The organism is Bdellovibrio bacteriovorus (assembly GCF_001592745.1).
Taxonomy (GTDB): Bacteria; Bdellovibrionota; Bdellovibrionia; order Bdellovibrionales; family Bdellovibrionaceae; genus Bdellovibrio; species Bdellovibrio bacteriovorus_B.
The window spans coordinates 63,425-88,587 of sequence record NZ_LUKD01000005.1 but is presented as its reverse complement, the minus strand read 5'-3'; the positions used below and the strand labels follow the sequence as shown (position 1 = coordinate 88,587).

The window sequence follows — 25,163 nt, the reverse complement described above, 5'->3', positions numbered from 1 at the left end:
AATCAATACGGATCAAAGCTTTTATCACGGGGAATACAGTGGAACAAGGTGGTTTGTCCCTCGAGAGTATCACTGAAAGCCTATAGAGAATTTGTTGCAAACGTATTGAGAGAGACGCGAGGGATTTTCCTTCTAGAGCCCCTCTACGGCGCCTAGAATGGCAGAGAGCAAAAAGAACGAGATTTACTCTAAAAAAGAAGGGGTCTTGCGACCCCTCTATTTGCTGTACAAACGAGCAATTATTTCACGCGACCAGTAACTTGGATATGGATACCTACTTTGTCAGAAGAGCAAAGTTTAGAAGCATCTGCCACTGGAACATAAAGAGCTACGCGACCGTGAAGGTACTTGTAAGCGTTGAAAGAAAGAAGATTATCTAGGAAAGCTTTGCCAGCTGCACAAGTCGAAGTGCCTGCAGTTGCATACGCGTTCGATTTTTCCAACTTAACGGTCCAAGCTGCGTTGTCAGCGAACAAAATCGCGCTGTAACCGCAAGTCGCGCCGTCTTCAGAGAATGTGGCTTTCAACAAGATGTTGTCCAAAGAGTAATCTGCAGATGCTGTTGTGAATTGGATTCCTTTAGCTGCGATTTCTTCAGGAGTAGCAACTTGAGTGTTGCCATCGTCGCAAACATAACCAGTAAATTTAGCCAACCATCTTTCGCCATCAAGAACCAAGTCTTGGTTCACTTGTGCATGAGCTTGAGCGAATGCCAGAGTCGTCAATAGAGCTAGAGCAAATTTTTTCATTTTATCTCCTTGTTGTTTTTAAAATCGAATGCAGCGATTTCTAAAAACAAACCCACCGGGGGTCAATAAATATCGCCCCCATTGTCTTTGGGTTTTCATTTACACGGAATTTCCCGTTTGTTGAAAACCTAATGATAAGATGGGAGCAAATACTCAGCCCTTCTTAGGAATTTCCAGAGTGGAAATGAAGCGTTTTCGAAATGCAAAGATGTTCTCTACGTCCTTACGAATCCATTTCCCGGCGACCAACCATCCTAAGTGTCCCATTGGCAAGCGGTAGCGGACGCGATCAATCATCAAAGTGCCACCACAAAACGGACGGAATTGATGCGTGTGGTGCCACATACGATAAGGCCCTTTAAGTTGTCTGTCGACAAAACGATGAGGTGGTTGCCATTCGTCGATCTCTGTCCGCCATTTCACCGGCACACCGCGAATTTTAAGCTTATAATCGATCAAAGTGCCCTGCTGGACTTCGGGAGTTGAAATATTCTCGATATGAAAATTCAACGTCGGCGGTGTGATTTGCTCTAAATTGTACGCGTCCTGGAAAAAATGAAAAATCTTTTCCGGAGGTTCTGGAAGAAACTGTTCAGAATAAAATATATCTTCGCCTGTTCGGTAAGGTTCGCAGATTTCCTCAAGAGCTTGATCAACAGTCCGGTATTGAAACTTATATCCCAAAGACTCACTTTTTTCAGTCGATCCACGCATCGAAGAAAGCATCACGGTCGCAACTTCTCCGAAAAGAACTTTGAGCGCCGCTGTAGGCACCGACGGTCCCAATTTTTTTCCTAATTTACTTGCAAGCACCTCTGAAAGCTCGCGATTAGAGACCGGCACCGGCGCTACGCCATTAAGCGGGCCGCTTACTTGTGTATTTTCTAATGCAAAAACGTAGAGGCCCACGATGTCTTGAAGATGGATCCAACTCATATAGTGTTTTCCCGAACCTAGGACGCCCCCAACACCGGCACGGAAAGGGAACATCATTTGTTCCAAAGCTCCACCTTGTTGCGAAAGAACAATACCCGTGCGAATAAAAACTTTTCGCCCTGGAGCTTTCTCTGATTCCGCCTCCCACGCCACGGTAACGCGTGCTAAGAAATCACTTCCTGCTGTACGTTCTTCAGTCAGAATCTCATCACCACAATCCCCGTAATATCCAATCGCCGAACTTGAAATAAAAGTTCGAGTGGATTCAGGAATACTTTGAATCAGGTGACGAGTTCCTTGAACACGGGAGTTGTAGATCCTGCGTTTTTTTTCTTCAGACCATCGCCCCTCGACGACGGGCTCCCCCATCAGATTGATGACCGAGTCGATGTGCAAAAGTTTTGCGTCCTTAACCGGGCCGTCCATCAAATCGCCGACAACGACCTCGCAAGGAAAAGGCAAATTTTCACGCGCTTTGCTTAAACTGCGACTGATCACAACAATTTCGTGACCTTTTTCTGCCAAGACTTTTCCTAATTCTTTACCGATAAGGCCTGTAGCCCCCGTCATCAGAATGCGCATCACTTCCTACTTTCTTAGAGCTTTTGTATAGGTTTGCAAACAGCGGCCGCGGGCCTCTGCATGATCTATCATGGGTTCAGGATATTTATCCGTACCTAGTTCGGGAACCCATTTTTTAATATATTCTTCATCAGGATCAAACTTCTTTGCTTGGGCTTCGGGATTAAAAATTCGAAAGTAAGGAGCGGCATCGCATCCCGTCCCTGCGGCCCATTGCCAGTTCCCGTTGTTCGCGGCCAAATCATAATCTAATAATTTCTCGGCAAAATATCTTTCGCCCTCATACCAATAAGTCAACAGATGCTTACACAAAAAACTGGCCGTTACCATACGAACCCGGTTGTGCATATAGCCAGTAGCATTCAGCTGTCTCATACCCGCGTCCACCAAGGGATACCCGGTCTTTCCTTCGCACCAACGTTCGAAATCTCTTTTGGATTTTCTCCATTCAATTCTATCGTATTCGGGGCGAAAGCTTTGTTTTTCAACTAAAGGAAAATGCCATAGGATTTGCATAAAAAAATCGCGCCAGATCAGCTCGCTCAACCACACTTCAGAGTGCTTTTTTCCGATTCTAGCGAGTTCACGAATGCTCACCGTTCCGAACCTTAAATGAAGACCTAATCGAGTGGTTCCATTTTCCAGCGCCGGAAAATCGCGGGTCTTTGCATACTCTTTTATTATCTTTGTTGAGACCGTCGCTGGAGGAAAATCCAAGTTTGATTTCTCAAAACCGATGTCCATCAAAGATGGCATCTTTTCCGGACGACTGGATTTCAAGTAGGCTTTTTCATATTTTTTGTTCGGGTACGATTTCAGATAAAAGTCTGTTAGCCTGGAAAGAACTTTCTTTTTATAAGGCGTAAATACCGTATAAGGCTTTTTTGCGTCCGTGAGAATTTCATCCTTTTCAAAAAGTGTTTGATCCTTGAACGTTTTAAAATCAATATTCTGTTGGGCCGCCCAATGCGACACCTTCTCATCTCTTTCGCGTGCGGCGGGTTCATAATCGTGATTCGTGTAAATCGCCGTCACATCTTTTTCTTGAGTCAGTTGTTTCAAGACATCCAAAGGTTTTCCGTGGCGCACCAAAAGGTCAGAGCCCTTCTCATTAAGTGCCTTCTTAATTTCCGTGATGGTCTGATGAATAAAAGTCACACGCGCATCACGTCGATCTTTTAATTTCCCTAAGATTTCGGTGTCGAAGATAAAAAGAGGAAGGACATTTTCCCTCTTCTCTTTCAGTGCGGCATAAAGTCCCGCGTTATCATGGAGTCGTAAATCACGGCGGAACCAGAAGATCGTCACATTTGCCATAATAAAAGTTTAATATTTCTGTGAGTTAAGGTAAATTTGGTTTCCATGGACGACAAGAAGTCTGACAAAAAACAAACTAAGAATCTCGACAAGATCAAATCTTCGATGTTTTCGCGTAGTTTGTCTTTGGCAAAATTGACCATTCAAGCCGGCGCATCCCTTGCCTCTCATGGTGTCACATCCGCCTTAAAATCCAAAGAAGATAAAGAAGAAAATTGGAAAAAGCTTTTGCAAAACCAAGCCTCCTTAATAAGTTCTGAACTCGGAGAACTTAAAGGCAGCCTGATGAAAGCGGGCCAGATGTTGTCTATGTACGGCGAACACTTTTTGCCGCCAGAAGCCAACCAACTTCTTCGCTCCCTTCAATCAGATTCCATCCCACTTACATGGGAAGCTATTGAACCGACGTTGAAAAAAAACCTCTCGCCAGAAAAGCTTGCTGAACTGGAAATTGAAAAAGAGGCTTTGGCTTCCGCATCGATGGGTCAAGTTCATCGCGCCCGCGTGAAAGCCACTGGCGAAAGCATTGTACTTAAAATTCAATATCCCAATGTCGATAAAGCCATCGATAGTGACTTACGCGCGATCCGCACTCTTCTTGGTACATTGAAACTTCTACCGAAGGATTTTGATTTAAATCCTCTTTTCGCCGAAGTTCGAGAAATGCTGGTGCAGGAAACCAATTACGAAATTGAAGCTCAGCTCACCGAAGATTTTTATGCTCGACTGAAAGACGATGCTCGCTACATCGTCCCTAAAGTAATTCGTGAGTATTCAGGTCCTAAAATTTTGGCGACGACCTTTGAGCGTGGCATTCGTGTTGATGATCCATTAATTCAAAGTTTACCGCAAGATCGTCGTAATAAATTGGCGATGAATTTCTTGGAACTCTATTTTAAAGAAATCTTTGAATGGGGTGTGGTTCAGACCGATCCTCACAGCGGCAACTATCGCATTCGCCTGAATCCTCAAGGACATGATCAATTGGTGCTTTTGGATTTTGGCGCCACACGTGAATACGACGTCGAGTTTTTAAATCCTTACCGTCGCATGGTGAAGGGCTCACTATTTAACGATCGTGAGTTATTCCAATCTTCTGCATTGGATTTACGTTTCATCCGCGAAGGTGACGCGGACGAGCTGAAAAAACTTTTTGAAGAGTTCTGCTTTGAAACGGTAGAGCCCTTCATTGCTCCAGAAGATCCGCGCAATCAGCAAGGTCGCGTTGATAAAGAAGGTCTTTACGATTGGAAGAATACGGATCTGCCGCAACGTCTTTCTAAGAAGGCCTTTCAGATTATTCGACATTTTTCATGGCGAACTCCTCCTAAAGAAATGATCTTTCTAGACCGAAAAACGGGCGGCGTATTTATTTTCTTATCTATCCTCCGCGCAAAGATCCGCGGGCGGGATCTTTTGCTGAAATATATCGAGAGGATTTCTTAGGTGCTAGCTCGTTTGTTTTTTATTTCTCTTTTCTTTCCTATAGCTGTTTTAGCTGCGACACCTACGAATTTCGATGTGGATTTTAAAAAGATCACAGCGACACCGTTATCCCCTGCTAAAGGAATCGACTTTGAGAAGCTCAAGGGCAAAGTCGTCCTGGTGGACTTCTGGGCTTCTTGGTGTACGCCCTGCAAAGAGGCTTTACCGCACTACAACCGGCTTTATAAGGCTTATAAGGATAAGGGCTTAGTTGTCATAGCCGTGAATGAAGATGACGATCTAAAAGAACGTGATGCGTTTTTAAAGGGTCAAAGTTTTGATTTTTATATCTATCAAGATCACGATAGAAAGATGCTTGGTGAATTTAAGGTCCAAGCTCTGCCGACGTTGTATGTATTTGATAAGAATTTAAAGCCGGTGACTTTCTATCGCGGATTTGGTCCGGATAAACCAGAACTATTAGAAAAAACGATTCAGGATTTGTTGAAGTAGTTTTTCTACGAGGACAATAGGGTCTATTTTACTTCCACGGTGGAAGTGAAAATAAAAAAGGCGGGGTTCACCCGCCTTTTTCTTATCTTTGACTCAGCTTTGTTTCCGCTGGCGCAAGCCAGATATCCACGATATCTCCTTGCTTCTCTTTGCCTTTTTCTTTGTACCAAAATTTCGCTCTTTCACGAGCCTCGGCGTAGCGGCCGATCGGTCTCACAACACCTTTTTCATAGTTCAAAGAAATCTTCGTGATCTTGTCAGAAAGCTTCACGACTTCTTCTTTTTGCGAAAGACCATCGCCGTTCGCATCATTCCAAAGAACTAGCTTTTTAAACTCTTTATCTTTTTTATCGATAAAGCCGTCTTTGTTCGAATCGAATTGCTTCAAGACTTCAAAGCCATTCACTTTGTCTGCGTTATCACCAAAGAGCTCGTTACGTTGATCAATCATACCTGACTTATCGCGATCCAAAGCCACGAACCAACCTGGGGATTTTGCTTCTGGCCACATCGTTTTACCGAATGGGTTCAAAGGGAAATCACTGATCGCATCAAACTTCGGTCTTTCATCATCCCAGAACACCATCAACGGCGACCAGTAACCACCGCAGAAGCCTGTTTGTCCTGGGAAAGAGACGTTGATGTCGATGTTGGATTTATCAGAGGATACGGAGATGCCGCCGAAGGAGGCGGAAAGTGCGCCATTTTTCCCCATGTAATCACCGCATGGATAAGTGGCATGACTAGATGAGTGTCCGTAAGCACCATAAACAGCCGAACCGCTACAAGATGTGATTTCCTGATTGAATGCATAACTTTTCAGATATACATCCCCTTTCGCATTTTCCTTTACGTTACCTTCATCATCAATCGTAACACTGGTTGGAATTGGCGTTTTCAAGATAACGCTGTTTCCGAAAATCCCTGCAGATCCACCACCAGGGATGGAAAACTTATCAGTAGACATCGGAGCTACAGTTCCACCGCCGGACATGCCCGCCGCCGTTACTAACATCGCTGGATATTCGACTCTGATTGGATATTCTTTCCCACCAATCACCATAACAAAACTAGCTTGAATAATGGAGCTTGGGGCTAATGGATTTCCCACACCACGAAGGTTGGTCCCGAAGCACGAGTTGTTTACTTTGATCATGACTTCTGTTTTTCCAGATCTCGTCACCAATCCTGAGGCCGGCGCCGACACGACAGAGTCACCCGATGTCGCCGAGTTGACCGACATTGGAAAATCTTTATCAGCCGCCAAGGACGGAATACTGAAAAATACAAGCGCCCCCAGAGCGACGGTGTTTTTTGATAACGTACCCATAATTCCCCCTGAAACCTTTAAAGACCGGCGGTCTTCGTCGGGTCCTTTTTATCCATTTTCTTAACTTTAAAATAAATCATTCTCTTCAAAACTGAATCGCGGCGAAGATTAAACTCTGCCACCGCATCGGCCATTAAGAAGGGCTCTGACCATCTCCCATCTTCATAAACAGATTTATAAAGATTGGCAGGCTTACCAACGTAACGGGCATCCTCTTGAGGCTGCAGGAAGTAGCGAATCAATCTTACAGCACGCATACGCACGATCGACTGCCCCCCGCCAATGGACGGCGCGGCCCGCAAGAATTTATCTACCGAATCCAATGTGCTTCCAAACTCTGGCTCTTTCAGGTCAACAAGCCCCTTAATTGTCGCATCTATTTTTAAGGAGTTTTCATCAACATATCCAATAAATATTGGACTGCGAGGAGCGACCTTCATATCAACAGAACCATCCGTTCTAATTGGACGCAAACGCGCTGGAGTATCTAACATCAAAGCTCTTCCACGAACCCAAAAGGCAGGTCTTTGCTTTTCGACCCATTTGCTTTTATTCAGTGAGGAAAAAGACAGCGTTGCCGATTTGTTGAAATCCGACGGAATAGCTCCAATATCATAAGCCGCCACCGGGTCATAGTTCATCAACGCGCCCGCATTCAGGTCTTGAAGCAGAATAAACATTTCTGTACGGCCGCCCAGCTTCAAAGTAATATTTCTTTCTAGATCTTCCTTTTTACCCAACAAGTTTGCCGGTACATCCGGATAATAATCGAAGAATGGAAGACCTCTATCGTCTTTCACCGTCAGATTATTGTACGACGGCTCGACCGCATTCAAATCAGAGAAGACCACTCGTTCGGCCAAATTCGTATCAATGGAATCTTCAAGCTTGGTTTGAAGTTTCACCTGCTCTTTAGTGACCATCAACTGAGTCGCAAGCACGGCCGTTGTGAGGATTGCGACCACACCAATACCAATTGCAACTTCTATGGCTGTGAAGCCTTTTTTATTCATCAACATCATTTTGCACTCACCACGAAAACGTAATCTTTATATGGCTCTGTCCATGACTTGTGAGTCATGCGTAGAGTCACTTTATAAAGACCACGGAATTCTTCATAAGGTTGAATCGTATATCCGTAAGTCCCTGCGCACTCTTTACAGTCCTCGCGCTTAGCCACGCGTCCGGTATCCCACGCCATTGGCAATTTATCTAAAGCCAACACTGAAGATGTTCCCGACTCATAGTCAAAGTTCACTTGATAGTTTTCAACGCCGGCCTTGATGTTCTCCGCGATGTCATTGATTTGTTTATCCGATGACGAAAGCTGCACGGTCTGCGCCGTTGTTTTTCTTAACTGCGCCATACCACCTACGAAAGCCGTGCCTACGACAGTCAATAGTGCAAATCCCACGATCGCTTCAACTAGTGTCTGACCTTTGTTATTCAATGTTTTCATTATAAGCCTCCTTCGCGGGACTGTTCTGCCACGAAGAAACGCACCAGACGACGTTTACATGTCGTATTCGATGCACCTGAAATCAGACCACAATCTGGATCAACCGATGTCCACTGGAACGGATCCGCTTTAGCTCTCAAACTGATGGTGTTACATGCCATACGATCGGCGACTCCTTGGACCGAAGGGATTGGATGCCAAATCGGGTCAACAATCTTGCTATTACAGTCCTCTTCTCCTCCTCCGGAAAGTGGCTTCAGAATTTTAGCAGCGCGCAATTCTTTGGTCGATTGCGGATGATAGATAGTACTCCACGTGATCCCTGCACGAATCGCATCCGGGTGTAAACGTAATTTTCCTACGATGAAAGTGCCAATGATGCGCAAAGGTTTAGAGCGAGCTTCAATTTCCAATTCATCACAAGCAAAGAAACCTGTGACAAAGTCAGATGTTGCATCGATCAGACACTTACCCACGATAGAACGGACCTGGAAGGTCGCTGTACTTCGTGTTGAATTCACGATTTCAAGACTTGGAAGGCCCGGGTCTTTACCCACTTCTTCGCCACCCGCAAAATTCCATGATGTTCTTGTGCTTGGAGCAAAGCTGGTATTCCAACCCGCACCACCGAAGGATTGTGACGATTGCGCATTACGGGCATTTTCACAGTCCTCAGCAAGTTTCGCCCAGTCCGTACCACCTTCATTTAAACTTTCAGCCGTACTTGCAGGCGTACGTGATACCGCATTGGGAGGATTGAGGTTCGAAGTCGTTCCATCAAACTTAAAATTCAGATAGCCAAGAAGGTTCGCATTGGCTGGATTCACGATAGGATTACTTCTCCAGTACGTACCGTCGTAAGCCTGAACTCCGACGACAGGAGCGATCTTGGTACCATCTTTTCCAATCAAACTTCCCGCATTTTTAACGCGCACTTGGAAGTCCAATTTATCGTAAGATGTAAAACCCCAATAAGATTTTACTTTGTCAGTTTCAATCTCAATATAAGGAGGGTTTGCTACCAAGTACTCGTAGTTTGAAACCGCACTTTTTGCGACGCTCACTTGATAGTTGGCGTCTTCAACAACCTTCTGCTGATCTACCAACTGAGTGTTAAGGCTCGTGATGGTTTTCTTGGTTTCTTCAATCTGATCTTCATAGTAAGCAATCTTCGCTGGGTCTTGGTATTCCACTTTGCCACCAGAAGTCGCGCCACTGGAAGTACCACTTGAAGTGGAGCCTTCGGTGGACGGTGACGTTTCAGTCACCGTCGTGCTGCTTGAAGAAGAGGAACTGCTAGATGACTCCGTCGAGGTAGATGCCATCTCCGTTTCTGTTGTGCTAGATGGAGCACTTGCACCACTCGTCGAAGTGGAAGTGGAAGTCGTGGAAGGTGCGGTTGTTCCGCCACCTGAACTTGCTTTTTTCTCAGGTTTTGCTTCCTCAGAGGCAAGCTTTGTTTCCCAAGACGCTAGACTTGCGCGTGCCGCTTCAAGGTCATCCTCTAATTTATCATATTTGGCAACGGCACTAGTGCGTGCATACTCTTTCGCCGAAACCGCAGATTTGAGGCTGTTGTAATATGTTGAGGAGCCGACTTGAACTTTTAATTTCAATGTCGCATCTCGCGGCATCTGAGCCTCAACCCATTTATCACCGATGTCGACGCGCACCTTAACGACAGCGTCATTGTAGTCATCAGAAACCAGCTCTGCTGTTCCTGTGCCCCAATTGTCCTTATTCAGGGTCAAGGAATCCGTTTGCTTACTGAAATAGTTCCCGTTAGACAGGAATAAGCGATAATCGAAATTGTTGTTTTCCGATGAGTTCAGAGTTACGCCTAGCTTTGATTGATACATGTATTCACGACTTGACTGTTTTTTCGTGAGCTCAATACACTGGCTCATCAAATCACTTTTAGGCACGGTGCCTGATAAGATTTTCGCAAAATAGTGAAGACCTAAATCCAGACCACCATCATTTTCAATACCCTTTAAGAACCCCCCGAATGTACGAGCGTCAGCCCAATAGCGGTCGCTCATTCCACCTGACGTTCTAGGTGTATAATTAGAGCCGTTTGATTTCACCCAACCGTTTCCAAGATAAACGCGGTCTGCAAACGTGACGGCAGAATATTGAATGGCACCAGGGTCCGTTTCTTCACTACCGTTATCCACGGCAATATGAATATTCTTATTCACAAAGACAGGACTTAAAAAGACCAAGCCTTGGCTGTTTCCAAGCTCGGAACGATTATTAAATTTATGAATTGAAAGATCGCCTTTTTCCATTTGCGCATCCCAAGTTGAATCCAAATGCAAATCATTCGGAACCAACAGAGCAAATGAACCCACCTCGCGTGGATACACTACGATCTGAGAACTGATGCTTAAATCTTTATTACCTATACGAATAGGCTCGGTTTGGTCACGATGAGTTTTCAAGAAAACCGTGATCGTCGCGTACACTTCACGGCCGGAGCGCGGAAGAAAGGCGCTATCATCGCGGGTGATCTTCACCCCTACACCGTCAATAGCTACAGGTTTTCCATCTGCACCCTTCACCATCTTCAAGCTTTGTAATACTGGAAACAGAGGATGGTTTGTGGATGCAGCACTCACGCGGATATAACGATCGATGGTTTTTAAACGAATGTTATTGGGATCCACATCCCCTACACTCTGACCGTTGGCGAGCAGTTGACGAATGAAGTTTTCCTGCTCTACCGACATGATCAGACGTTCAACGCTGCCCGTGTTCGTGAGGTTGCATTTTTCAGCAGGCTCAGCCAAGAGCATGTCATCATTAGAAAAACAATACTTCTGACGAACACCGAAAATCACATAGTCCATCGCGCTATTCAGCGCAAAGCGGACATTCACGAGGTTCGCGGTTTTAGTGACTTGTTCTTTTTGGCCAATCACGTAGTTGGTGAGGAAATAAAAAGAGGTACTCATCACAGCGGTGGCCGCCAAGATTTGTAACAAAACGTTACCTGCAGAGTTACGTACCGTATTTCGCATAATTTTTCCTAACGTTTCCTTAACGTACTTATCGGACTTTATTAGGAAAAACTTTTATTAAACCGAGGGAATAAATAGATTTTTGTGCCTAAAACGTTTCGTCATGAGACGCAAACATTGCACATTTTAACTTCGTTTTTTACTTGTGTTCCGGATCGAGACAACTGAAACCGGCAACTTCGGTTTCGATTGTGGCCTCGACAATCCCAAAATCCTTCACAAGTTTTTTTACTTTGGTCTTCACGATTTCCATATCTGAAACAGTCGCGTCAGGCCCCAGGACCACGTGGCCCGTGAAAATATGATTTTCTCCATCCAAGGACCACAAATGTCCATGATGCACGTCCTGGACTTTTTCAATTTTACGAATCGCCTGCTCTACTTGTTCAACTTCGATATTCGTGGGCGAAGCCATCAGAAAAACTTTTAAAGCTTCACGCAGATTTTTAAAGACGTTGTACATAATCCATAAAGCCAAAGCGATGGCCATGCCGGCATCAAGTTGTGGTAGGTCAAAAAACTTCATCACGATGGCGCCGGTTAATACCAACACCCATCCCATGACGTCTTCGATCATATGCCACATCAGCATTTTTTCATTCAAAGATTCGCCCTTAGAAATGCGATAGGCCGCAAAGCCATTCACGCTCACACCCAAGACGGCCAACAAAATCATTCCGTCCGCGTGTGGTTGTTCTGGATTCAAAAGTCTGGGCACTGACTCGATCAAAATTAAAATGGATCCGACGATCAAAATAATTCCGGTAATCAACGCCCCCAACGTAGAAAAACGTCGGTAACCATAGGAAAAACTTTCGTCGCTTTTTTTATGCGAGAACTTTTCAAGCACGATAGCCAAAGTGACCGCTAAGGCGTCCCCGAAGTCATGCAAAGCATCACTCAGAATTGCCACACTGTTCGTCCACAATCCACCCGCAAGCTCAATGCAAGCAAAACCTAGATTCAATGCCAAAGCCCATTTCATGCGACCCATAACAGCGCCATGAGAGTGATGGTGATGATGCCCATGGGCATGTGAATGATGATGATGGTGATGAGCGGACTTTGATGTTTCTGACATGCCCTATTTAACTCTTTTCCTTGTCAGGAAGTCAATCGTCACCCCTCGAGATTGACCGCATTTTAGGGGCGTGATACTTCTTTTTTCTATGACGAAACCTACTTTCAAGAAATTTGCATTTGGCCTTCTGTTTTACACGATTTTGGTGATTCTTTGGGGCGCTTGGGTGCGCATTTCTCATTCAGGTGATGGCTGCGGAGACACCTGGCCTTTATGCCACGGGCAACTTATTCCCGAAGCAGAACGCGGAAAAACCTGGGTGGAGTACGGTCATCGTTTGATGTCGGGTATTTACGGTCTTGTCGTCATTTACTTCTGGTGGGTGGCCCGCAAGATTTATCCTAAAACTCATTTTGCTAGAAAAATGGCTTTCGCGACTTTGATTTTTACAATCACAGAAGCTTTATTGGGAGCCAAACTCGTTTTGTTCGGACTTGTGACGACTAATGATACTCCTTATCGCGCCTTTGTGATGGCACTTCATCAGTTGAATTCATTTATGCTGACGGGGTCGGCCGCTCTGGCATTTTCTGCAGCAACTTTGCAATCGGAATTGCAAGCTCCCTCAAAGGAAGACAGACGTTACCGCTATTTGCCATGGGCTATCGTCATTATTGGCATCACAGGGGCTTGGGCTTCGCTCTCAAACTCACTTTTCCCGACGGAAAATCTGTGGGATGGTTTTTTAGCGGACTTTGATTCAAACTCTCACTTCTTAGTTCGACTGCGCGGCTTGCATCCCCTACTAGCACTTTTGGGTGGCGGAAGCTTGGCCATTTTCTTTTGGATCAAAGCGCAAACGGCCGAATCTCTTTTAGTAGAACGTCGATCCTACCAAATGAGTCTCACGCTGATCACGGCGATCGTGTTTGGAATTTTGACTTTACTTTTGCATGCCCCGGTGTGGATGAAAATCGTGCATCTCGCTTTAGCTCACACGGTGTGGGTGATTTTATTGCAATGGGTTTTCTTTGTTCGCGCAGAAACTGTGCATTTAGAAAACTTGGAGGCCAGCCCGGTTAAGTCGTAAGCTCGTTGGACTCAATCAGACGGTGCAGAAAATGCACCTTCTCGTTGATGTCGTCATACTCGAGCACCATTTGCTGTAGATCGTAATCACGAACAAGATAAGAAGCGAAACTTCCGATGATTTCTTCGGGATGGACGAGATTACGCATGAAGATGTCTCTTTGCTGTGGATCTGGAATATGTGTCTGGATCCAGCGCACAAGAATGCGATGAATAGCGTTGAGTTCCGTCTGATAGTTGGGTTCAAGAACAGTTTTCTCAGGAATGATATGGCCCTCGCAAATGATGTACGGAGTGCCGCGATCAAGGACCTTTCCCAAACGTAACTTGCCTTGCCCTTGCAAAAAGACCAAAAGAGTCCCGTTCAATCTTTCCTCTACGATTTGCGCGTATCCATAACCTGCAATTTCGCGAACAAAAGGGACGTTTTCACCGGGACGAACCGACGCGACCTTCGACGGGTCTTCGATAAACCCCAAAGCCACGGGCGTCTGCGTAGCCACGGCTTCTTTGATCATGGAAAGATAACGAGGTTCAAAAATATTGAGAGGTTTCGTCGTTCGCGGAAACAAAGTGACGTTAACTAGAGGAAATAAAAAGACTTCCATGAACAGGACTCCTCAACTTGAAGTTTCATTATAAAGACTGTAGCCTGGAATTGCTATGGAAAAGGTGGATTTAAAAATGCGAAACGTTGTCTTTTTTGATGGTGTTTGCCACCTTTGTAATGGTTTTGTCGACGCAGTGATCAGTCGTGATAAAACTCATCTTTTTCTTTTTGCTCCACTTCAAGGAAGCACGGCTGAAGAACTTCTGCCAACTCAAGATCGGACCAATCTTGATACAGTGATCTACTTTGAGAAAGGTAAGATTTATCGCCGCTCGGCTGCGGTTATTAAAATATTATCGGGCCTTGGTGGCTTTTATAGAATCTTCTCTTTAGCGCTGATTATTCCAGGACCTTTGCGTGATCTCATTTACAAATACGTCGCAAAAAACCGCTACAAGTGGTTTGGCGAACGAGAGTTTTGCCGTCTTCCAACTCCGGAAGAACGCTCTTACCTACTTCCCTAAGATCTTCTCAACAAAAGGCCGATCGGCCTCGGAAAGCTCGTCCACCTTTATTTCATGAGGCAAGCACCACTTAAAGGCATCGTGTTCACTTAATACCAGATCACTTTGCAAGGTTTCGGCCCAGTACAGACGAAGACGTATGAGCTTTGTTGGATAAGAAAAATCGGCTTCACCAATAAGCTCTCCAACGCGGATAGAGATCCCCAACTCTTCATCGATTTCACGCTGCAAAGCTTGTTCGGGCGACTCCCCTAATTCCACTTTTCCACCAGGAAACTCCCAAAAGCCGGCACCACTTTGTTCTGGTCCCCGACGCACAATCAGAATTCGCTTTTCGGCGTCAGCAAAACGGCGGATCACCGCCGCAACGACTAAGACCGGTGTCTTTGCTGTCATGAATCTTTCCTCTTTCTTAGGTCTAAGTATATAGGGGTCTTTTGTCTTTTTAGAAGAGTTGTTTTACCCTATTTTTAGAATGTTCTCGTATCACCAGACCCTTTCTCACTTCAGTCGCTCTAACGTCACGATTTGGCTTTCGATGGCCTTTCAGGCCGGAGCCATTAATACGGGCGGATATCTTGCCTGCCATCGCTTTGTTTCTCACGTCACAGGTTTTGGAACATTGATCGGCACCGAAGCAGCCCAAGGAAAGTGGATGCAGTCTTTGGGAATGCTGACCGTACCTGGTTTCTTCATAGGCGGAGCGATGCTTTCAGCCTTCTTCGTCGACCGTCGCATTCAAACAGGACGAAAACCCCTTTACCCTTTCGTGATGCTTTTGATTTTGTTTTTAACCATCATGGTGGCGACGTTAGGAAACCTCGGGGTGTTCGGTGAATTCGGAGCTCCGCTGGCTCGTCATGGCTACATCCTGCTAGCCGCTTTGTGCTTGGCGTGCGGAATTCAAAATGCGACAATCACTTCCGCCTTCGGTGCTATTATTCGAACGACTCATCTGACAGGCATCACGACCGACCTCGGAATCGGCTTAGTGCGCGTGATCACGCATTCGCACAAAATTCAACCTCGTACGAATGAAATTCGCGCCAATTGGATGCGCATAGGACTGATTTCATCTTTCATTCTAGGATCACTCGTCTCTGCCTACGTTTATCTTCACGCACAGTATTGGGGCTTCCTTATTCCTGGTATCATTGCTACAATCCTCTTCTTTTGGAGCTTAATTCACTTTAATGAGCACAATGGAACTACATCATGATTGATACGCACAACTCCTATTTCATCATCCTGATCAGCGGGGTGGCTCTCTTCTTGTACGGGATGGGACTGGCTTCTTCGTCTTTAGAAAAACTGATGGCGGGAAAAATCACGATTCTTTTGAATCGTCTGTCACAAAGTAAATTTCTGGCGATTCTTACGGGTGTTGTTCTTACGACGTTGATGCAAAGCTCAGGCGCTGTAACATCCATGCTTGTAGGCCTGGGCTCGGCACGCGTGATTAATCTTCGTCAAGTCATGGGTGTCATTATCGGAACTGCTATTGGTACGACACTGACGGTTCAGTTCATCTCTTTGGATTTAGGTTCTTACGCCCTTCCTGTCTTTGCCATTGCATTTGCCTTTTACTTTAAGTCAAAGAAAACCGTTTTCAAAAATCTGTCCTTGGTTTTCATGGGCTTTGGCCTTTTGTTCTTTGGTTTAAATTTGATCTCTGTTTCGTCACACCACTTTGCTGAAAATCCGTTGTTGACGGATCTTTTCCAAAACGTTCGTGATAACCCAGGCTATTCACTACTTATTTCGATTGTCTTCTGTGCCTTTGTTCAAAGCAGCGCCGTGACCATCGGTCTGGCCATGAGTTTAGCCGCAGTAAAAGCTATTACGTTCTACGATGCCATGATTTGGGTTTATGGTGCCAATATCGGAACCACTTCTGTTGCTTTGATCGCCGCTGCGGGTGGAAACTACATTGGTCGTCAAGTGGCCTGGGCTCACTTTTTCTATAAAACAATCAGCGTTGTGATCTTCTATCCATTCACTCACCTCTTTATTGATTTCTTGAATACTTTCGACACAACAACGTCGCGCCAAATCGCCAATGCTCATTTGATCTTCAACGTCCTTTCCGCTGTGATCTTCTATCCATTCATCAACAAAGGTGCGGAACTGATCGAAAAAATGTTCCCAAAACAGGCTTCTGAAGAATTCGGCACGGAGTTCGTGAAACTGGATAACTATCAATCATCGGCCCTCGCCGTATCTTATGCAAATCGTGAGATCATGCGCACGGCAGATATCGTCTTAGGCATGATCAAAGACTCGATCCGCCTTTTTGAAACCAACGATCCTAAAGACTTTGATTCCATTAAGGACCGCGACAACAAAGTCGACTTTCTCTATCGCGAAACGAAAATGTTTCTTTTGGATCATGCCAATAAATCAAACACCGTTGTGCATCAGAATGTGATGAATATGATCATGTTCCTAAGCGACTTGGAAAGAGCTGCTGACGCCATCGACATCAACATCCTGGCTTTGGCGATTAAGAAAAATGCTTTGAAGCTTGAGTTTTCAACTGAAGGCTGGTCCGAAATCTGCCAAATGCACCAACAGGTCGTTAAAGTGGCTGCGATGGCTATCAATGCCTATCAGAACAAAGAGCTTTCCGAAGAGGCCATTCAGTTGAAGCGTGATTTGGCAAAAACAGAGATCACTCTTCGTGAAAATCATATCAGCCGCTTGAACCGGGGTATGAATTCTTCCATCAATACCAGCTCCATCCACTTGGATCTTTTAAGTGAATATCGTCGTATCGCGAGCTTATTGTGCAATCACGCTTATAACCAGAGGTCTTCGTAATGACTCAAGCCATTCTGCCTATCGGACTTTTATTTCTTTCCAATGTATTTATGACCTTTGCCTGGTACGGACATTTGAAGTCTTTCAAAGAATCTGCCTTGTGGGTGGCTATTCTTGTTAGCTGGGGCATCGCCTTTTTTGAATATCTGCTACAAGTTCCTGCCAATCGCATCGGCTACACTCAGTTCAGCCTACCCCAACTGAAGATCATCCAAGAGGTCATCACCATGGTGGTCTTTGCGGGCTTTTCCGTTCTCTATATGAAACAGTCACTGAAGCTAGATTTCTTATGGGCTGGATTGTGTTTGATTGGGGCTGTTTATTTTATTTTTCGGTCCCCTTAAAAATAATTTTACTTTCATGACTCATATCAAGATATAATAAAAGTATGAAGTTCATATACATCCTTGAAGATGATGAACGTATCCAGAAGGATCTCTTCGACACCTTAAGAAGTATAGATCCAAAGCTCCATATTCGCTTTTTCTTAAACCTGGCAGAATTTCATGAATGGCTCAAAACGGCTCTATCCGCCGGACCTCTGGCATTAGCCCCGGGCGGGCGCAAACACAAAGACGACACCAGTGAAGATATCACCCCGGCGGCCACTCACGAACTTCGCCTGGTGATCGCGAAAAATGAGTTTTTAGGAATTCAAAACATGGGCCTGATAAAACGGGCCCGTGATTTTTTTATGCGTAAGAAAATGTGCTCTGAACAAGAGCCCACGGCTTTAATACTGACCGCATTTGATAGTCCTGACTTCAATATTGCTTTGGCCGAAGAGCGCATTATTAATAACGTCGTCTTCAAACCCTTTGATAAACTGATCTTAAAACAGCATCTAGAATACGCACTGACGGGCCACCACCCCGTCACTTCCACAACTGTGGCCTCGATGAACATCAGCTCGACAATCGAAATGCTCAAAGAGGTGTCGCTAAATTCGATCTCTGAAATCGGCTTTACGACAATGAATAATCACGAAATCAAGATCGGTGCGATGACGAAGTACTATAGTGACTCGTTCACTTCCGGCAATATTAAGAGCGTTCTGGCTTATTGCAAATCTTGTATGCCCGTCAGCGACAAGGACTTTCTATGTGAGTTTCATTTCTTTGGCGCCGATAATAAACAAGTCAGCCAGGTCCGAAGAAACATCCTTCAGGATAAAGACCATCAGACGACCGAACTATTAAACACCCATGGTCGCCAGACACGAATTTTAATTCTTGATGAAGATGCAGCCTTGGGGCTTGAGGTAAAAAACTTCTTCACGGATAAGTTTAAAAATGCCGAAGTCTTCCAATACAGCCTTTTGGGTCAGCTTCTTTCAGATCTTTCTGACAAAGACACGGTCCACCGCCAGCAACTTCCTGAAACCTTTGATATGGTTTTTGCAAATTACGATATTTTTGAAGTCGAAAAGAAAAAACGCTGGGAGCAAATTCAACAGTATTTAACAGATCGCGCGGCTAAACACGGAGTTCCACTGCAGAACTTCCCGGATCTTTACTTGGTTTCTAAGCGCAAACTCAGCTTCGAAGTTATGAAAGACCTCTCTGAGTGGGTGAAAGAAATTTACTTCACTCCACTGGATAAATCTTACATCTTAAAAAAGACCCTAAGTCTAAATCCTCACCTCTTGAATAAAGAAGCGACAACTTTAGGAAGCGTTAAAGACTCTGGGGCCCTCAAGGTGGCGAATCCGGTGCAAATAACACAAATCTCCGAAGCAGGCTTGGTCTTAAAATACTATCGCGCCATTAGCATCGGAGCCTTCAGAGAGTTTATCCTATGGCGTCCGGAGGAGCTGGATACACCAGAGATTATTGGCACCGTGAACTTCAACGAACCGAATAAATCCGGTGAAGGTTATTTAAATCACTTCGTCTTTTTTGGAATGAAAGACTATTATCTTAAGCACATTCGCAAATGGCTTCTTGAAGCGTATATAAAAACGAAAGACAAAGAGTAGCCACTTGCTTAGGGTGCAAGTGGCCCTTTACAGCACTACTTCTTAATCCCCGCCAAACGACGACGTAAATCACCCAGGGTGCTTCTTGGAATTCCCAGATAGCGAGCCGCTGCAGACTCCGATCCTTTTTTCTGCATGGCAAAATCAATCAGCTTTAATTCAAACTCTGAAACCAAGTGACTGAAACGGCCTTCTAGAGCTTTCTCGTCAATTTCCGTGATCGAATGATTCTTAAGAACCTCTTCATAAACTGGAGCTGACTGAACAAGGTGGGGTGTAATATCCCCCGGTTGCAATTCATTTCCATCCGCAAGTACAGACGCCACTTCAACGGCCGATTTCAATTCACGAATGTTGCCCGGCCAAGAGTAGCTCAACAATAAAGCTTCAGACTGCGGACTAAAGTGCTTGTCACCATAGTTGCCTTTTCGTAAAAACTCGTGAGCTAAATCTAAAATGTCTTCCTTGCGCTCACGCAGAGGCGGTAAAGTGATCGTGAAGTTTTTAATTCTAAAGAAGAGATCTTCACGGAACTTTTTCTCTTTAATCAACTCTTCCAAATTTTCGTTCGTTGCCGCAATCGTACGGCAATTTACTTTCTTACCAACATCCTGCCCTACAGGATAAATGTCTCCACTACTAAGTACCCGCAGGAGCTTTACTTGAATGTCCATATTCAATGTGGCTAATTCATCTAAGAAAATATCGCCACCATCAGCACTTTCAAATTTTCCAGAACGACTTTCGGTCGCCCCCGTGAAAGCTCCTTTTTTGTGTCCGAAAAGTTCTGATTCCGCCAGTTGCCCTGAGATCGCTCCACAATTTACGGCGATAAAGGGACGAGAGCTGTCATTTTCAAGACTCCATAGATACTGAGCCATGATCTCTTTACCGGATCCACTTTCTCCGCGAATCAAAATTGATTGATTGGCGCCGCGAATTTTTTTAGCCGTGTCTAATACGGCTTTAAAGGCCGGAGACTTCGTATAAAGATTGATGTGCTGAACAAGCTTAGAACCCGCCTGATGCTTCAAAGTTTGATTGCGGCGGAGCAGACGATGCAACACCGGGGCTTTACGCAAAACTTGCGTCAACGTATGACGATCAAAAGGCTTCAACAAATAGTCGACAGCGCCCGCTTTCATACAGGCTTCAACAAGGGGCCCCTCATCATGACCCGTCATCGCCACTACGACTGTCGTTGGATGACTTTTAGCGATTTCCTGAATTAACTGCAAACCAATACGATCCGTGGATTCATCCAATGACAGGTCCACGAAGGCAAGATCAATCACTTGCTTATCCAAAATATCTAAGGCCTCTTCCAGGGAATCCGCAAGCGAAACCACGTGCGGTGATTCGATCTGTGATTGCATGGTTTTTCTTACTAGCGTTTCGTCATCCACAATCAAAACACGCATTAGGAACCTCTCACTTTAATCTCAAACTGAGTGACCAACAATTTTGGAATCAAGAAGCCGTTGATTTTCCGCACTTGATCTTGAATCCATTTCTCGTCAAAATCCGTAGTACAAAGATAAGCCCTTTTGCCGATGGCTAAAGCACTCATCACCTCAAGCCCTTTTTTAGTCTCACTTAAATTCTGATCAATCACCAGCAATGCTGTTGAGGGCCATTCAGATAGTGGGAACGCCTTTTCAAAAGCTTCGATACTTTCAAAGAAATGGGCCTGTCTTAGGGAAGCTGCTTGAGCCTTGGCTTTCCAGCTTTCTAAAATTTGAGCATCGTCATCTACAAAACAAATGGTTTGATCGGCGTCTAATTCGATCGAAGAAGGCAGCCAACCGGGCGTTCTCTCTCGAGGAATGCATATAGAAAAGGTCGTCCCCTTGCCTTCTTCTGATCGCAGCTCTAAAGTTCCGCCACTCCATTCGATGGCCGCTTTTGCCTGAAAAAGTCCTAGGCCCGTCCCGGCCGTCTTTCCAAAAGTAAAGCTGCGTTCAAAAATCTTATCGATAATTGCCGATGGAATACCTTTTCCATTGTCTTTCACTTCCAATGTCCAAGCTTTTGGTTGCTCGGAAAGAGTCAGATGTACTTCGGTCGCTCCCGCTTCAAAAGAGTTGTTAATCATATTGGAAAGAGCGGTTTGAATTTCGTTCACTTGAACTACACTCCAAAGATGCGGAGTCGCGCTCATCCCTGTAAATTTCAAAGTTTGATGATCAGCCTTACGCACGCGGTGTTCATTCACCACCGTTGCGATCAAGGGCTCCATCAATGTTAATTTCGGCTCTTCCGTTTTAGCGGACTCATCGGGTTTGGCCGACAAAGAAGACAGCTTTTGTACGATACCTGCCACCCGTGCGACGGCACTTTTGATGATCGCTAACGACTCTTTTTGCGGACTCTCGATTTGGCTGAGCGCCATATTCATACTCATCAGCGGACTGCGAATATCGTGAGCGACTTGCGCCGCGATTTGCGCACGTGCCTTATCACGCTCCGCCCCTAGAAGTTGGAGCTGGTGCGCTTGCAAAGTCTGTAACATATGGTTCAGATTTCCGCCCAACTCATCTAACTCATCTTTTGACTTTTCAACAATAGACACACGTTTTGAATAATCCTGGTCCCGCGTGATTCGCGACAGCAGCGAACGGATAGATTCTACCTTAGCCAATAAAGTTTTAGTTAATGCTTGCGACAACGCCCAAGAAATCAGAATTAAAATAAGGGCGGCGACTGCCAAGGTCATTTGTATCTTCTGCAAGCCTTGTCGCAAGAACCGATCTGATATCACCGCAACCAGACGATAAGTCTTTTGGTTCGCATTGGTCGAAGAAGTCAAAACAATCAGGCGTCCTTGATCCCAGTGAGCTCCGTCTGGCAAACTCAAAGCTTTTGAAAGGTCCATCGCTTCGGTGGCGGCGTCTTCTTTTTGGATCCGCCCTAAACTTTTACTGTCGGGCCCGAACATCTCGATGACAAGATTATCAACATCGTGTTCGGCCATTTCCTTCAAAAGCAGTGTGACTGCATCAAAATAAAGCGCCGCCTCAATATACCGATTCAAATCTTTCGTGCGCAGAATCGTGTGGTGGCGAACCTTAGTGTCAGAATCACGCAAAAGATGGGTTTGATAAACAAGTGAGCTGATCGAAAGCAAATCCGGGAATTCTTTAAATAAAGGCTCCGGCAAATCATGGGAATAAGCCAAGGCTTTGCCATCTTGATTGAAAACGTTCACTTCGCTGACACCCAGTTCATCAGCTAAAGCTCGAAGATCTTTATTCGTCCACTTTCCTTTAACGTCTTGATCACGAAGCTCCACAGCTTTAGCCGCATTCAGAGCAATACGCGCTTGAGCCGCTTCAATCCTCCCTAAAGCTTTACCAAAAAGATTCATATGATCGACGTAACTGTCTTCAAAATCAATGGATTGATAGCGGGAAAGGGTCGCATAAAGCGAAAGACATAAGACCAGAGCCGAGAATGAAGCCGTGCCAAAGATGGCTAAAAAGATCTTCTGCGAAAACTTCATTCTTGAAAAACGCGTCATGTCTTAATCCTAAAGCGCGGCCTTTTGAAGTCAACGCTTTAGGAGGGCGTCATCGTTTTAGCTTAAGCTCTTCCTTTTCAGAAGTAATGAATTACTTACCACGGACACCGAACTCATTGCCATAGCCGCGCCGGCAATAACCGGATTCAGCATACCCATTGCTGCGAGCGGAATTCCTAGAACATTATAGAAAAAGGCGAAGAACAAGTTCTGGCGAATTTTCTTTAAAGTCATCTCGGAAAGCTCAATGGCTTGAACCACAGACTGAAGATCGTTTTTCATCAATGTCACATCGGCCGTTTCAATGGCGATATCAGTCCCTGAAGACATCGAAAAACTCACATCTGCGACTGCTAAGGCAGGAGCATCGTTGATCCCATCACCCACCATGGCCACACGGTTTTTCTGACGCTTCAATGCAACAATCACACTCGCCTTATCCGCAGGCTTCACGCTGTGCTTGAATTCTTTAATTCCCGCTTGAGCAGCGATTTCTTTCGCGGTGCCTTCATTATCCCCAGTGAGCATCATCACGCGGATGCCTTTTTCCTGAAGTTCGGCGATGGCCTTTTTCGAAGTTTCTCGAATCTTATCTGCCACAGCAATGTAGCCAAGCACGCGAGAATCATCGGCTAAGGTCATTACTGTCTTCCCTTGCCCTTCGAGAAGGGCAAGGGTTTCTTTATTTAAAGAATATTCCGGAGCCACCCAATGCGGACGACCTAAGCGCATCTGTCTCCCTTCAATCACGCCCTCAACCCCTTGTCCCGCAACGGATCGGAAATTCGTCACTGCAGGTAATGACGAACCGTGCTTTTTTGCTTCATCAACAATAGCTTGAGCCAAGGGATGTGAGGAACCCATTTCAAGACTTGCGGCCCAACGAAGTAAATCCTCTTGAGAGCCTTGAGTTACCACCACATCCGTCACCTGTGGCTTACCTTCAGTGATAGTTCCCGTTTTATCTAAAACCAGGACTTTGATTTTTTCGGCAAGCTCCAGAGCTTTGGCATCGCGGAATAAAACTCCGGCTTGAGCTCCCTTACCAATTCCGACGACGACTGCTGTCGGAGTCGCTAAACCCAGAGCACAAGGACACGCAATGACTAACACAGAAACTGACGCAATAAATGCGGAAGTCAGATCCCCTGCAAGGAACCAAGTCGCGAAGAATGTAATGATACTTATAAGAACAACGACAGGAACAAAGACGCCTGAAATTTTATCAGCCATTCTTTGAATCGGTGCTTTCGATCCTTGGGCCGTTGTTACGATCTTAATGATCTGAGCTAGTTGAGTTTTACTTCCAACCCCTGTCGCTTTTATTTTAAGTGTGCCTTCCTGATTCAGTGTCGCCGCATAAACGGCGTCGCCCGCGACTTTCTGCACGGGAATGCTTTCACCCGTCAACATAGACTCATCGATGGAGGATTCCCCAGAGGCCACGATACCGTCGACTGGAACACCTTCTCCGTTCTTCACCACAACAATATCGCCGGCTTTCAAATCAGACGTCGCGACTTCGATAATCTGCCCATCCTTTTCAACGAATGCTTTCTTTGGCTGCAAACGAAGAAGACTTTCCACGGCCTCGGAAGTTTTTCCTTTAGCTCGGCTCTCCATTAATTTTCCAAGAAGAATCAAAGTGATAATCGCGGTGCTGGCCTCGAAGTAAACGTGTTGATCCTTCCAATTTAGAACTGTCACCACGGCACTTAAAAGATAAGCCATAGATGTTCCTAGCGCGACTAAGACATCCATGTTAGCGCTCTTAGATCTTAGAGCAAAGAAGGAACCCCGATAGAATCTCCAACCGATCCAGAACTGCACCGGGGTCGCCATAACCAATTGCACCCAGCGCGGGATAAACTCGTGATGTGCTCCTGTGAACATCCAAACCATTTCGATAAGAAACGGGATCGTCAGAACTAAGGAAATAATAAAATGACGAAGTTCTTTTTTGTATTCCGCCGCCGCTTCCTCTTTAAATTTGGAGGATTCTATTTCGTTACTGACTTCATAAGCTTGATAGCCAATATCCTGAATGGCTTTTAAAAGTTGAGAAACATCGGTATTTCCTAAGAACTCGACGTGCGCTTTCTCGGTCGCAAAATTGACCGAAGCTTTAATATCTGGAAAAGAATTGAGGGTCTTTTCCACCTTGGCCGCGCAATTTACGCAGGTCATACCCATAAGTTGAAGTTCAGTTGATTTTTCAGTTTGATCTAGTTTTTCAGCATCCATTTTAAACCTGCCCGCCTTCTGAACTGTATTAGGAGACCACCCTGGTTTTAGTGACAGAAATAAATATTTAGATTTATGTCACA

The 25,163-nt window shown here is 45.2% G+C and carries 21 protein-coding genes; 8 read left to right on the top strand and 13 right to left on the bottom strand.

Annotated features, from left to right (window positions below; translation table 11 throughout):
* Nucleotides 1-239: 239 nt before the first annotated feature.
* The 3 genes from AZI87_RS11030 to AZI87_RS11020 all read right to left on the bottom strand — a co-directional run bounded on the left by AZI87_RS11030 (nucleotide 240) and on the right by AZI87_RS11020 (nucleotide 3,584).
* On the bottom strand, nucleotides 240-749 hold the full coding sequence (locus AZI87_RS11030; protein ID WP_063206792.1) for a hypothetical protein: 510 nt from the start codon (nucleotides 747-749) through the stop codon (nucleotides 240-242).
* A gap of 153 nt (nucleotides 750-902) precedes the next feature.
* Nucleotides 903-2,267, bottom strand: a complete 1,365-nt coding sequence (locus tag AZI87_RS11025; protein ID WP_063206789.1) for a TIGR01777 family oxidoreductase — start codon at nucleotides 2,265-2,267, stop codon at nucleotides 903-905.
* A gap of 6 nt (nucleotides 2,268-2,273) precedes the next feature.
* Nucleotides 2,274-3,584 (bottom strand): cryptochrome/photolyase family protein, encoded by a 1,311-nt coding sequence (locus tag AZI87_RS11020; protein WP_063206786.1) that lies wholly within the window; start codon nucleotides 3,582-3,584, stop codon nucleotides 2,274-2,276.
* A 45-nt stretch (nucleotides 3,585-3,629) separates the two neighbouring features.
* Between AZI87_RS11020 and AZI87_RS11015 the strand changes: the two genes are divergently transcribed.
* Together AZI87_RS11015 and AZI87_RS11010 are read left to right on the top strand one after the other, a co-directional pair.
* On the top strand, nucleotides 3,630-5,030 hold the full coding sequence (locus AZI87_RS11015; protein ID WP_063206783.1) for an ABC1 kinase family protein: 1,401 nt from the start codon (nucleotides 3,630-3,632) through the stop codon (nucleotides 5,028-5,030).
* Nucleotides 5,031-5,522 (top strand): TlpA family protein disulfide reductase, encoded by a 492-nt coding sequence (locus AZI87_RS11010; RefSeq protein WP_253696726.1) that lies wholly within the window; start codon nucleotides 5,031-5,033, stop codon nucleotides 5,520-5,522.
* 82 nt (nucleotides 5,523-5,604) lie between these two features.
* On the opposite strand, the gene AZI87_RS11005 is transcribed toward AZI87_RS11010, so the two are convergent.
* From AZI87_RS11005 to AZI87_RS10985, 5 genes are all read right to left on the bottom strand, one after another.
* The gene (locus AZI87_RS11005) at nucleotides 5,605-6,852 is read right to left on the bottom strand and encodes a hypothetical protein (RefSeq protein ID WP_063206780.1); all 1,248 of its coding nucleotides are present in this window, start codon (nucleotides 6,850-6,852) and stop codon (nucleotides 5,605-5,607) included.
* Between the two features lie 17 nt (nucleotides 6,853-6,869).
* On the bottom strand, nucleotides 6,870-7,874 hold the full coding sequence (locus AZI87_RS11000; RefSeq protein ID WP_063206779.1) for a type II secretion system protein: 1,005 nt from the start codon (nucleotides 7,872-7,874) through the stop codon (nucleotides 6,870-6,872).
* Nucleotides 7,871-8,311, bottom strand: coding sequence for a hypothetical protein (locus AZI87_RS10995; RefSeq protein ID WP_063206776.1), 441 nt, complete (start codon nucleotides 8,309-8,311; stop codon nucleotides 7,871-7,873). Before AZI87_RS10995 ends, AZI87_RS11000 begins: the two co-directional genes overlap by 4 nt.
* Nucleotides 8,311-11,334 carry a hypothetical protein gene (locus AZI87_RS10990; protein WP_063206773.1) on the bottom strand — a complete coding sequence of 1,008 codons (3,024 nt, stop codon included), beginning with the start codon at nucleotides 11,332-11,334 and terminating at the stop codon, nucleotides 8,311-8,313. The genes AZI87_RS10995 and AZI87_RS10990 overlap by 1 nt, the downstream gene beginning before the upstream one ends.
* 139 nt (nucleotides 11,335-11,473) lie before the next feature.
* Complete coding sequence (locus tag AZI87_RS10985; RefSeq protein WP_063206770.1) at nucleotides 11,474-12,415, bottom strand: cation diffusion facilitator family transporter; 942 nt, start codon at nucleotides 12,413-12,415, stop codon at nucleotides 11,474-11,476.
* An 88-nt stretch (nucleotides 12,416-12,503) separates the two neighbouring features.
* Here AZI87_RS10985 and AZI87_RS10980 point away from each other — a divergent pair, with 88 nt between their 5' ends.
* Nucleotides 12,504-13,445 (top strand): COX15/CtaA family protein, encoded by a 942-nt coding sequence (locus tag AZI87_RS10980; protein WP_081112204.1) that lies wholly within the window; start codon nucleotides 12,504-12,506, stop codon nucleotides 13,443-13,445.
* Here the strand turns inward: AZI87_RS10980 and AZI87_RS10975 are convergent.
* Nucleotides 13,435-14,052 (bottom strand): LON peptidase substrate-binding domain-containing protein, encoded by a 618-nt coding sequence (locus AZI87_RS10975; protein WP_063206767.1) that lies wholly within the window; start codon nucleotides 14,050-14,052, stop codon nucleotides 13,435-13,437. The genes AZI87_RS10980 and AZI87_RS10975 overlap by 11 nt on opposite strands.
* Before the next feature lie 55 nt (nucleotides 14,053-14,107).
* Between AZI87_RS10975 and AZI87_RS10970 the strand changes: the two genes are divergently transcribed.
* The gene (locus AZI87_RS10970; protein WP_063206764.1) at nucleotides 14,108-14,518 is read left to right on the top strand and encodes a thiol-disulfide oxidoreductase DCC family protein; all 411 of its coding nucleotides are present in this window, start codon (nucleotides 14,108-14,110) and stop codon (nucleotides 14,516-14,518) included.
* On the opposite strand, the gene AZI87_RS10965 is transcribed toward AZI87_RS10970, so the two are convergent.
* Complete coding sequence (locus tag AZI87_RS10965) at nucleotides 14,507-14,914, bottom strand: (deoxy)nucleoside triphosphate pyrophosphohydrolase (RefSeq protein ID WP_063206761.1); 408 nt, start codon at nucleotides 14,912-14,914, stop codon at nucleotides 14,507-14,509. The genes AZI87_RS10970 and AZI87_RS10965 overlap by 12 nt on opposite strands.
* A gap of 79 nt (nucleotides 14,915-14,993) precedes the next feature.
* On the opposite strand from AZI87_RS10965, the gene AZI87_RS10960 reads away from it, so the two are divergent.
* The 4 genes from AZI87_RS10960 to AZI87_RS10945 are packed head-to-tail and all read left to right on the top strand — an operon-like array spanning nucleotide 14,994 to nucleotide 19,316.
* Complete coding sequence (locus AZI87_RS10960) at nucleotides 14,994-15,737, top strand: YoaK family protein (protein WP_063206758.1); 744 nt, start codon at nucleotides 14,994-14,996, stop codon at nucleotides 15,735-15,737.
* Entirely contained in the window at nucleotides 15,734-17,338 is a 1,605-nt protein-coding gene (locus tag AZI87_RS10955; protein WP_063206755.1) for a Na/Pi cotransporter family protein, read from the top strand. Before AZI87_RS10960 ends, AZI87_RS10955 begins: the two co-directional genes overlap by 4 nt.
* Nucleotides 17,338-17,682: a DMT family protein gene (locus AZI87_RS10950; RefSeq protein WP_063206752.1), complete on the top strand. Its 345-nt coding sequence runs from the start codon at nucleotides 17,338-17,340 to the stop codon at nucleotides 17,680-17,682. Before AZI87_RS10955 ends, AZI87_RS10950 begins: the two co-directional genes overlap by 1 nt.
* A 44-nt stretch (nucleotides 17,683-17,726) precedes the next feature.
* On the top strand, nucleotides 17,727-19,316 hold the full coding sequence (locus AZI87_RS10945; protein ID WP_063206749.1) for a hypothetical protein: 1,590 nt from the start codon (nucleotides 17,727-17,729) through the stop codon (nucleotides 19,314-19,316).
* A gap of 35 nt (nucleotides 19,317-19,351) precedes the next feature.
* On the opposite strand, the gene AZI87_RS10940 is transcribed toward AZI87_RS10945, so the two are convergent.
* Genes AZI87_RS10940 through AZI87_RS10930 form a run of 3 tightly spaced genes read right to left on the bottom strand, consistent with a single transcriptional unit; the run spans nucleotide 19,352 to nucleotide 25,080 of the window.
* Nucleotides 19,352-20,737: a sigma-54-dependent transcriptional regulator gene (locus AZI87_RS10940; RefSeq protein ID WP_063206746.1), complete on the bottom strand. Its 1,386-nt coding sequence runs from the start codon at nucleotides 20,735-20,737 to the stop codon at nucleotides 19,352-19,354.
* The gene (locus AZI87_RS10935; protein ID WP_063206743.1) at nucleotides 20,737-22,836 is read right to left on the bottom strand and encodes a sensor histidine kinase; all 2,100 of its coding nucleotides are present in this window, start codon (nucleotides 22,834-22,836) and stop codon (nucleotides 20,737-20,739) included. The genes AZI87_RS10940 and AZI87_RS10935 overlap by 1 nt, the downstream gene beginning before the upstream one ends.
* Before the next feature lie 57 nt (nucleotides 22,837-22,893).
* Nucleotides 22,894-25,080 (bottom strand): heavy metal translocating P-type ATPase, encoded by a 2,187-nt coding sequence (locus tag AZI87_RS10930; RefSeq protein WP_063206741.1) that lies wholly within the window; start codon nucleotides 25,078-25,080, stop codon nucleotides 22,894-22,896.
* Between the last annotated feature and the right edge of the window lie 83 nt (nucleotides 25,081-25,163).

Excerpts from the sequence above, each read along its gene's own strand:
- AZI87_RS11030 (WP_063206792.1), bottom strand. The coding sequence starts at position 749 with ATGAAAAAATTTGCTCTAGCTCTATTGACGACTCTGGCATTCGCTCAA.
- AZI87_RS11025 (WP_063206789.1), bottom strand. The coding sequence starts at position 2,267 with ATGCGCATTCTGATGACGGGGGCTACAGGCCTTATCGGTAAAGAATTA.
- AZI87_RS11020 (WP_063206786.1), bottom strand. The coding sequence starts at position 3,584 with ATGGCAAATGTGACGATCTTCTGGTTCCGCCGTGATTTACGACTCCAT.
- AZI87_RS11015 (WP_063206783.1), top strand. The coding sequence starts at position 3,630 with ATGGACGACAAGAAGTCTGACAAAAAACAAACTAAGAATCTCGACAAG.
- AZI87_RS11005 (WP_063206780.1), bottom strand. The coding sequence starts at position 6,852 with ATGGGTACGTTATCAAAAAACACCGTCGCTCTGGGGGCGCTTGTATTT.
- AZI87_RS11000 (WP_063206779.1), bottom strand. The coding sequence starts at position 7,874 with ATGATGTTGATGAATAAAAAAGGCTTCACAGCCATAGAAGTTGCAATT.
- AZI87_RS10995 (WP_063206776.1), bottom strand. The coding sequence starts at position 8,311 with ATGAAAACATTGAATAACAAAGGTCAGACACTAGTTGAAGCGATCGTG.
- AZI87_RS10990 (WP_063206773.1), bottom strand. The coding sequence starts at position 11,334 with ATGCGAAATACGGTACGTAACTCTGCAGGTAACGTTTTGTTACAAATC.
- AZI87_RS10985 (WP_063206770.1), bottom strand. The coding sequence starts at position 12,415 with ATGTCAGAAACATCAAAGTCCGCTCATCACCATCATCATCATTCACAT.
- AZI87_RS10980 (WP_081112204.1), top strand. The coding sequence starts at position 12,504 with ATGACGAAACCTACTTTCAAGAAATTTGCATTTGGCCTTCTGTTTTAC.
- AZI87_RS10975 (WP_063206767.1), bottom strand. The coding sequence starts at position 14,052 with ATGGAAGTCTTTTTATTTCCTCTAGTTAACGTCACTTTGTTTCCGCGA.
- AZI87_RS10970 (WP_063206764.1), top strand. The coding sequence starts at position 14,108 with ATGGAAAAGGTGGATTTAAAAATGCGAAACGTTGTCTTTTTTGATGGT.
- AZI87_RS10965 (WP_063206761.1), bottom strand. The coding sequence starts at position 14,914 with ATGACAGCAAAGACACCGGTCTTAGTCGTTGCGGCGGTGATCCGCCGT.
- AZI87_RS10960 (WP_063206758.1), top strand. The coding sequence starts at position 14,994 with ATGTTCTCGTATCACCAGACCCTTTCTCACTTCAGTCGCTCTAACGTC.
- AZI87_RS10955 (WP_063206755.1), top strand. The coding sequence starts at position 15,734 with ATGATTGATACGCACAACTCCTATTTCATCATCCTGATCAGCGGGGTG.
- AZI87_RS10950 (WP_063206752.1), top strand. The coding sequence starts at position 17,338 with ATGACTCAAGCCATTCTGCCTATCGGACTTTTATTTCTTTCCAATGTA.
- AZI87_RS10945 (WP_063206749.1), top strand. The coding sequence starts at position 17,727 with ATGAAGTTCATATACATCCTTGAAGATGATGAACGTATCCAGAAGGAT.
- AZI87_RS10940 (WP_063206746.1), bottom strand. The coding sequence starts at position 20,737 with ATGCGTGTTTTGATTGTGGATGACGAAACGCTAGTAAGAAAAACCATG.
- AZI87_RS10935 (WP_063206743.1), bottom strand. The coding sequence starts at position 22,836 with ATGACGCGTTTTTCAAGAATGAAGTTTTCGCAGAAGATCTTTTTAGCC.
- AZI87_RS10930 (WP_063206741.1), bottom strand. The coding sequence starts at position 25,080 with ATGGATGCTGAAAAACTAGATCAAACTGAAAAATCAACTGAACTTCAA.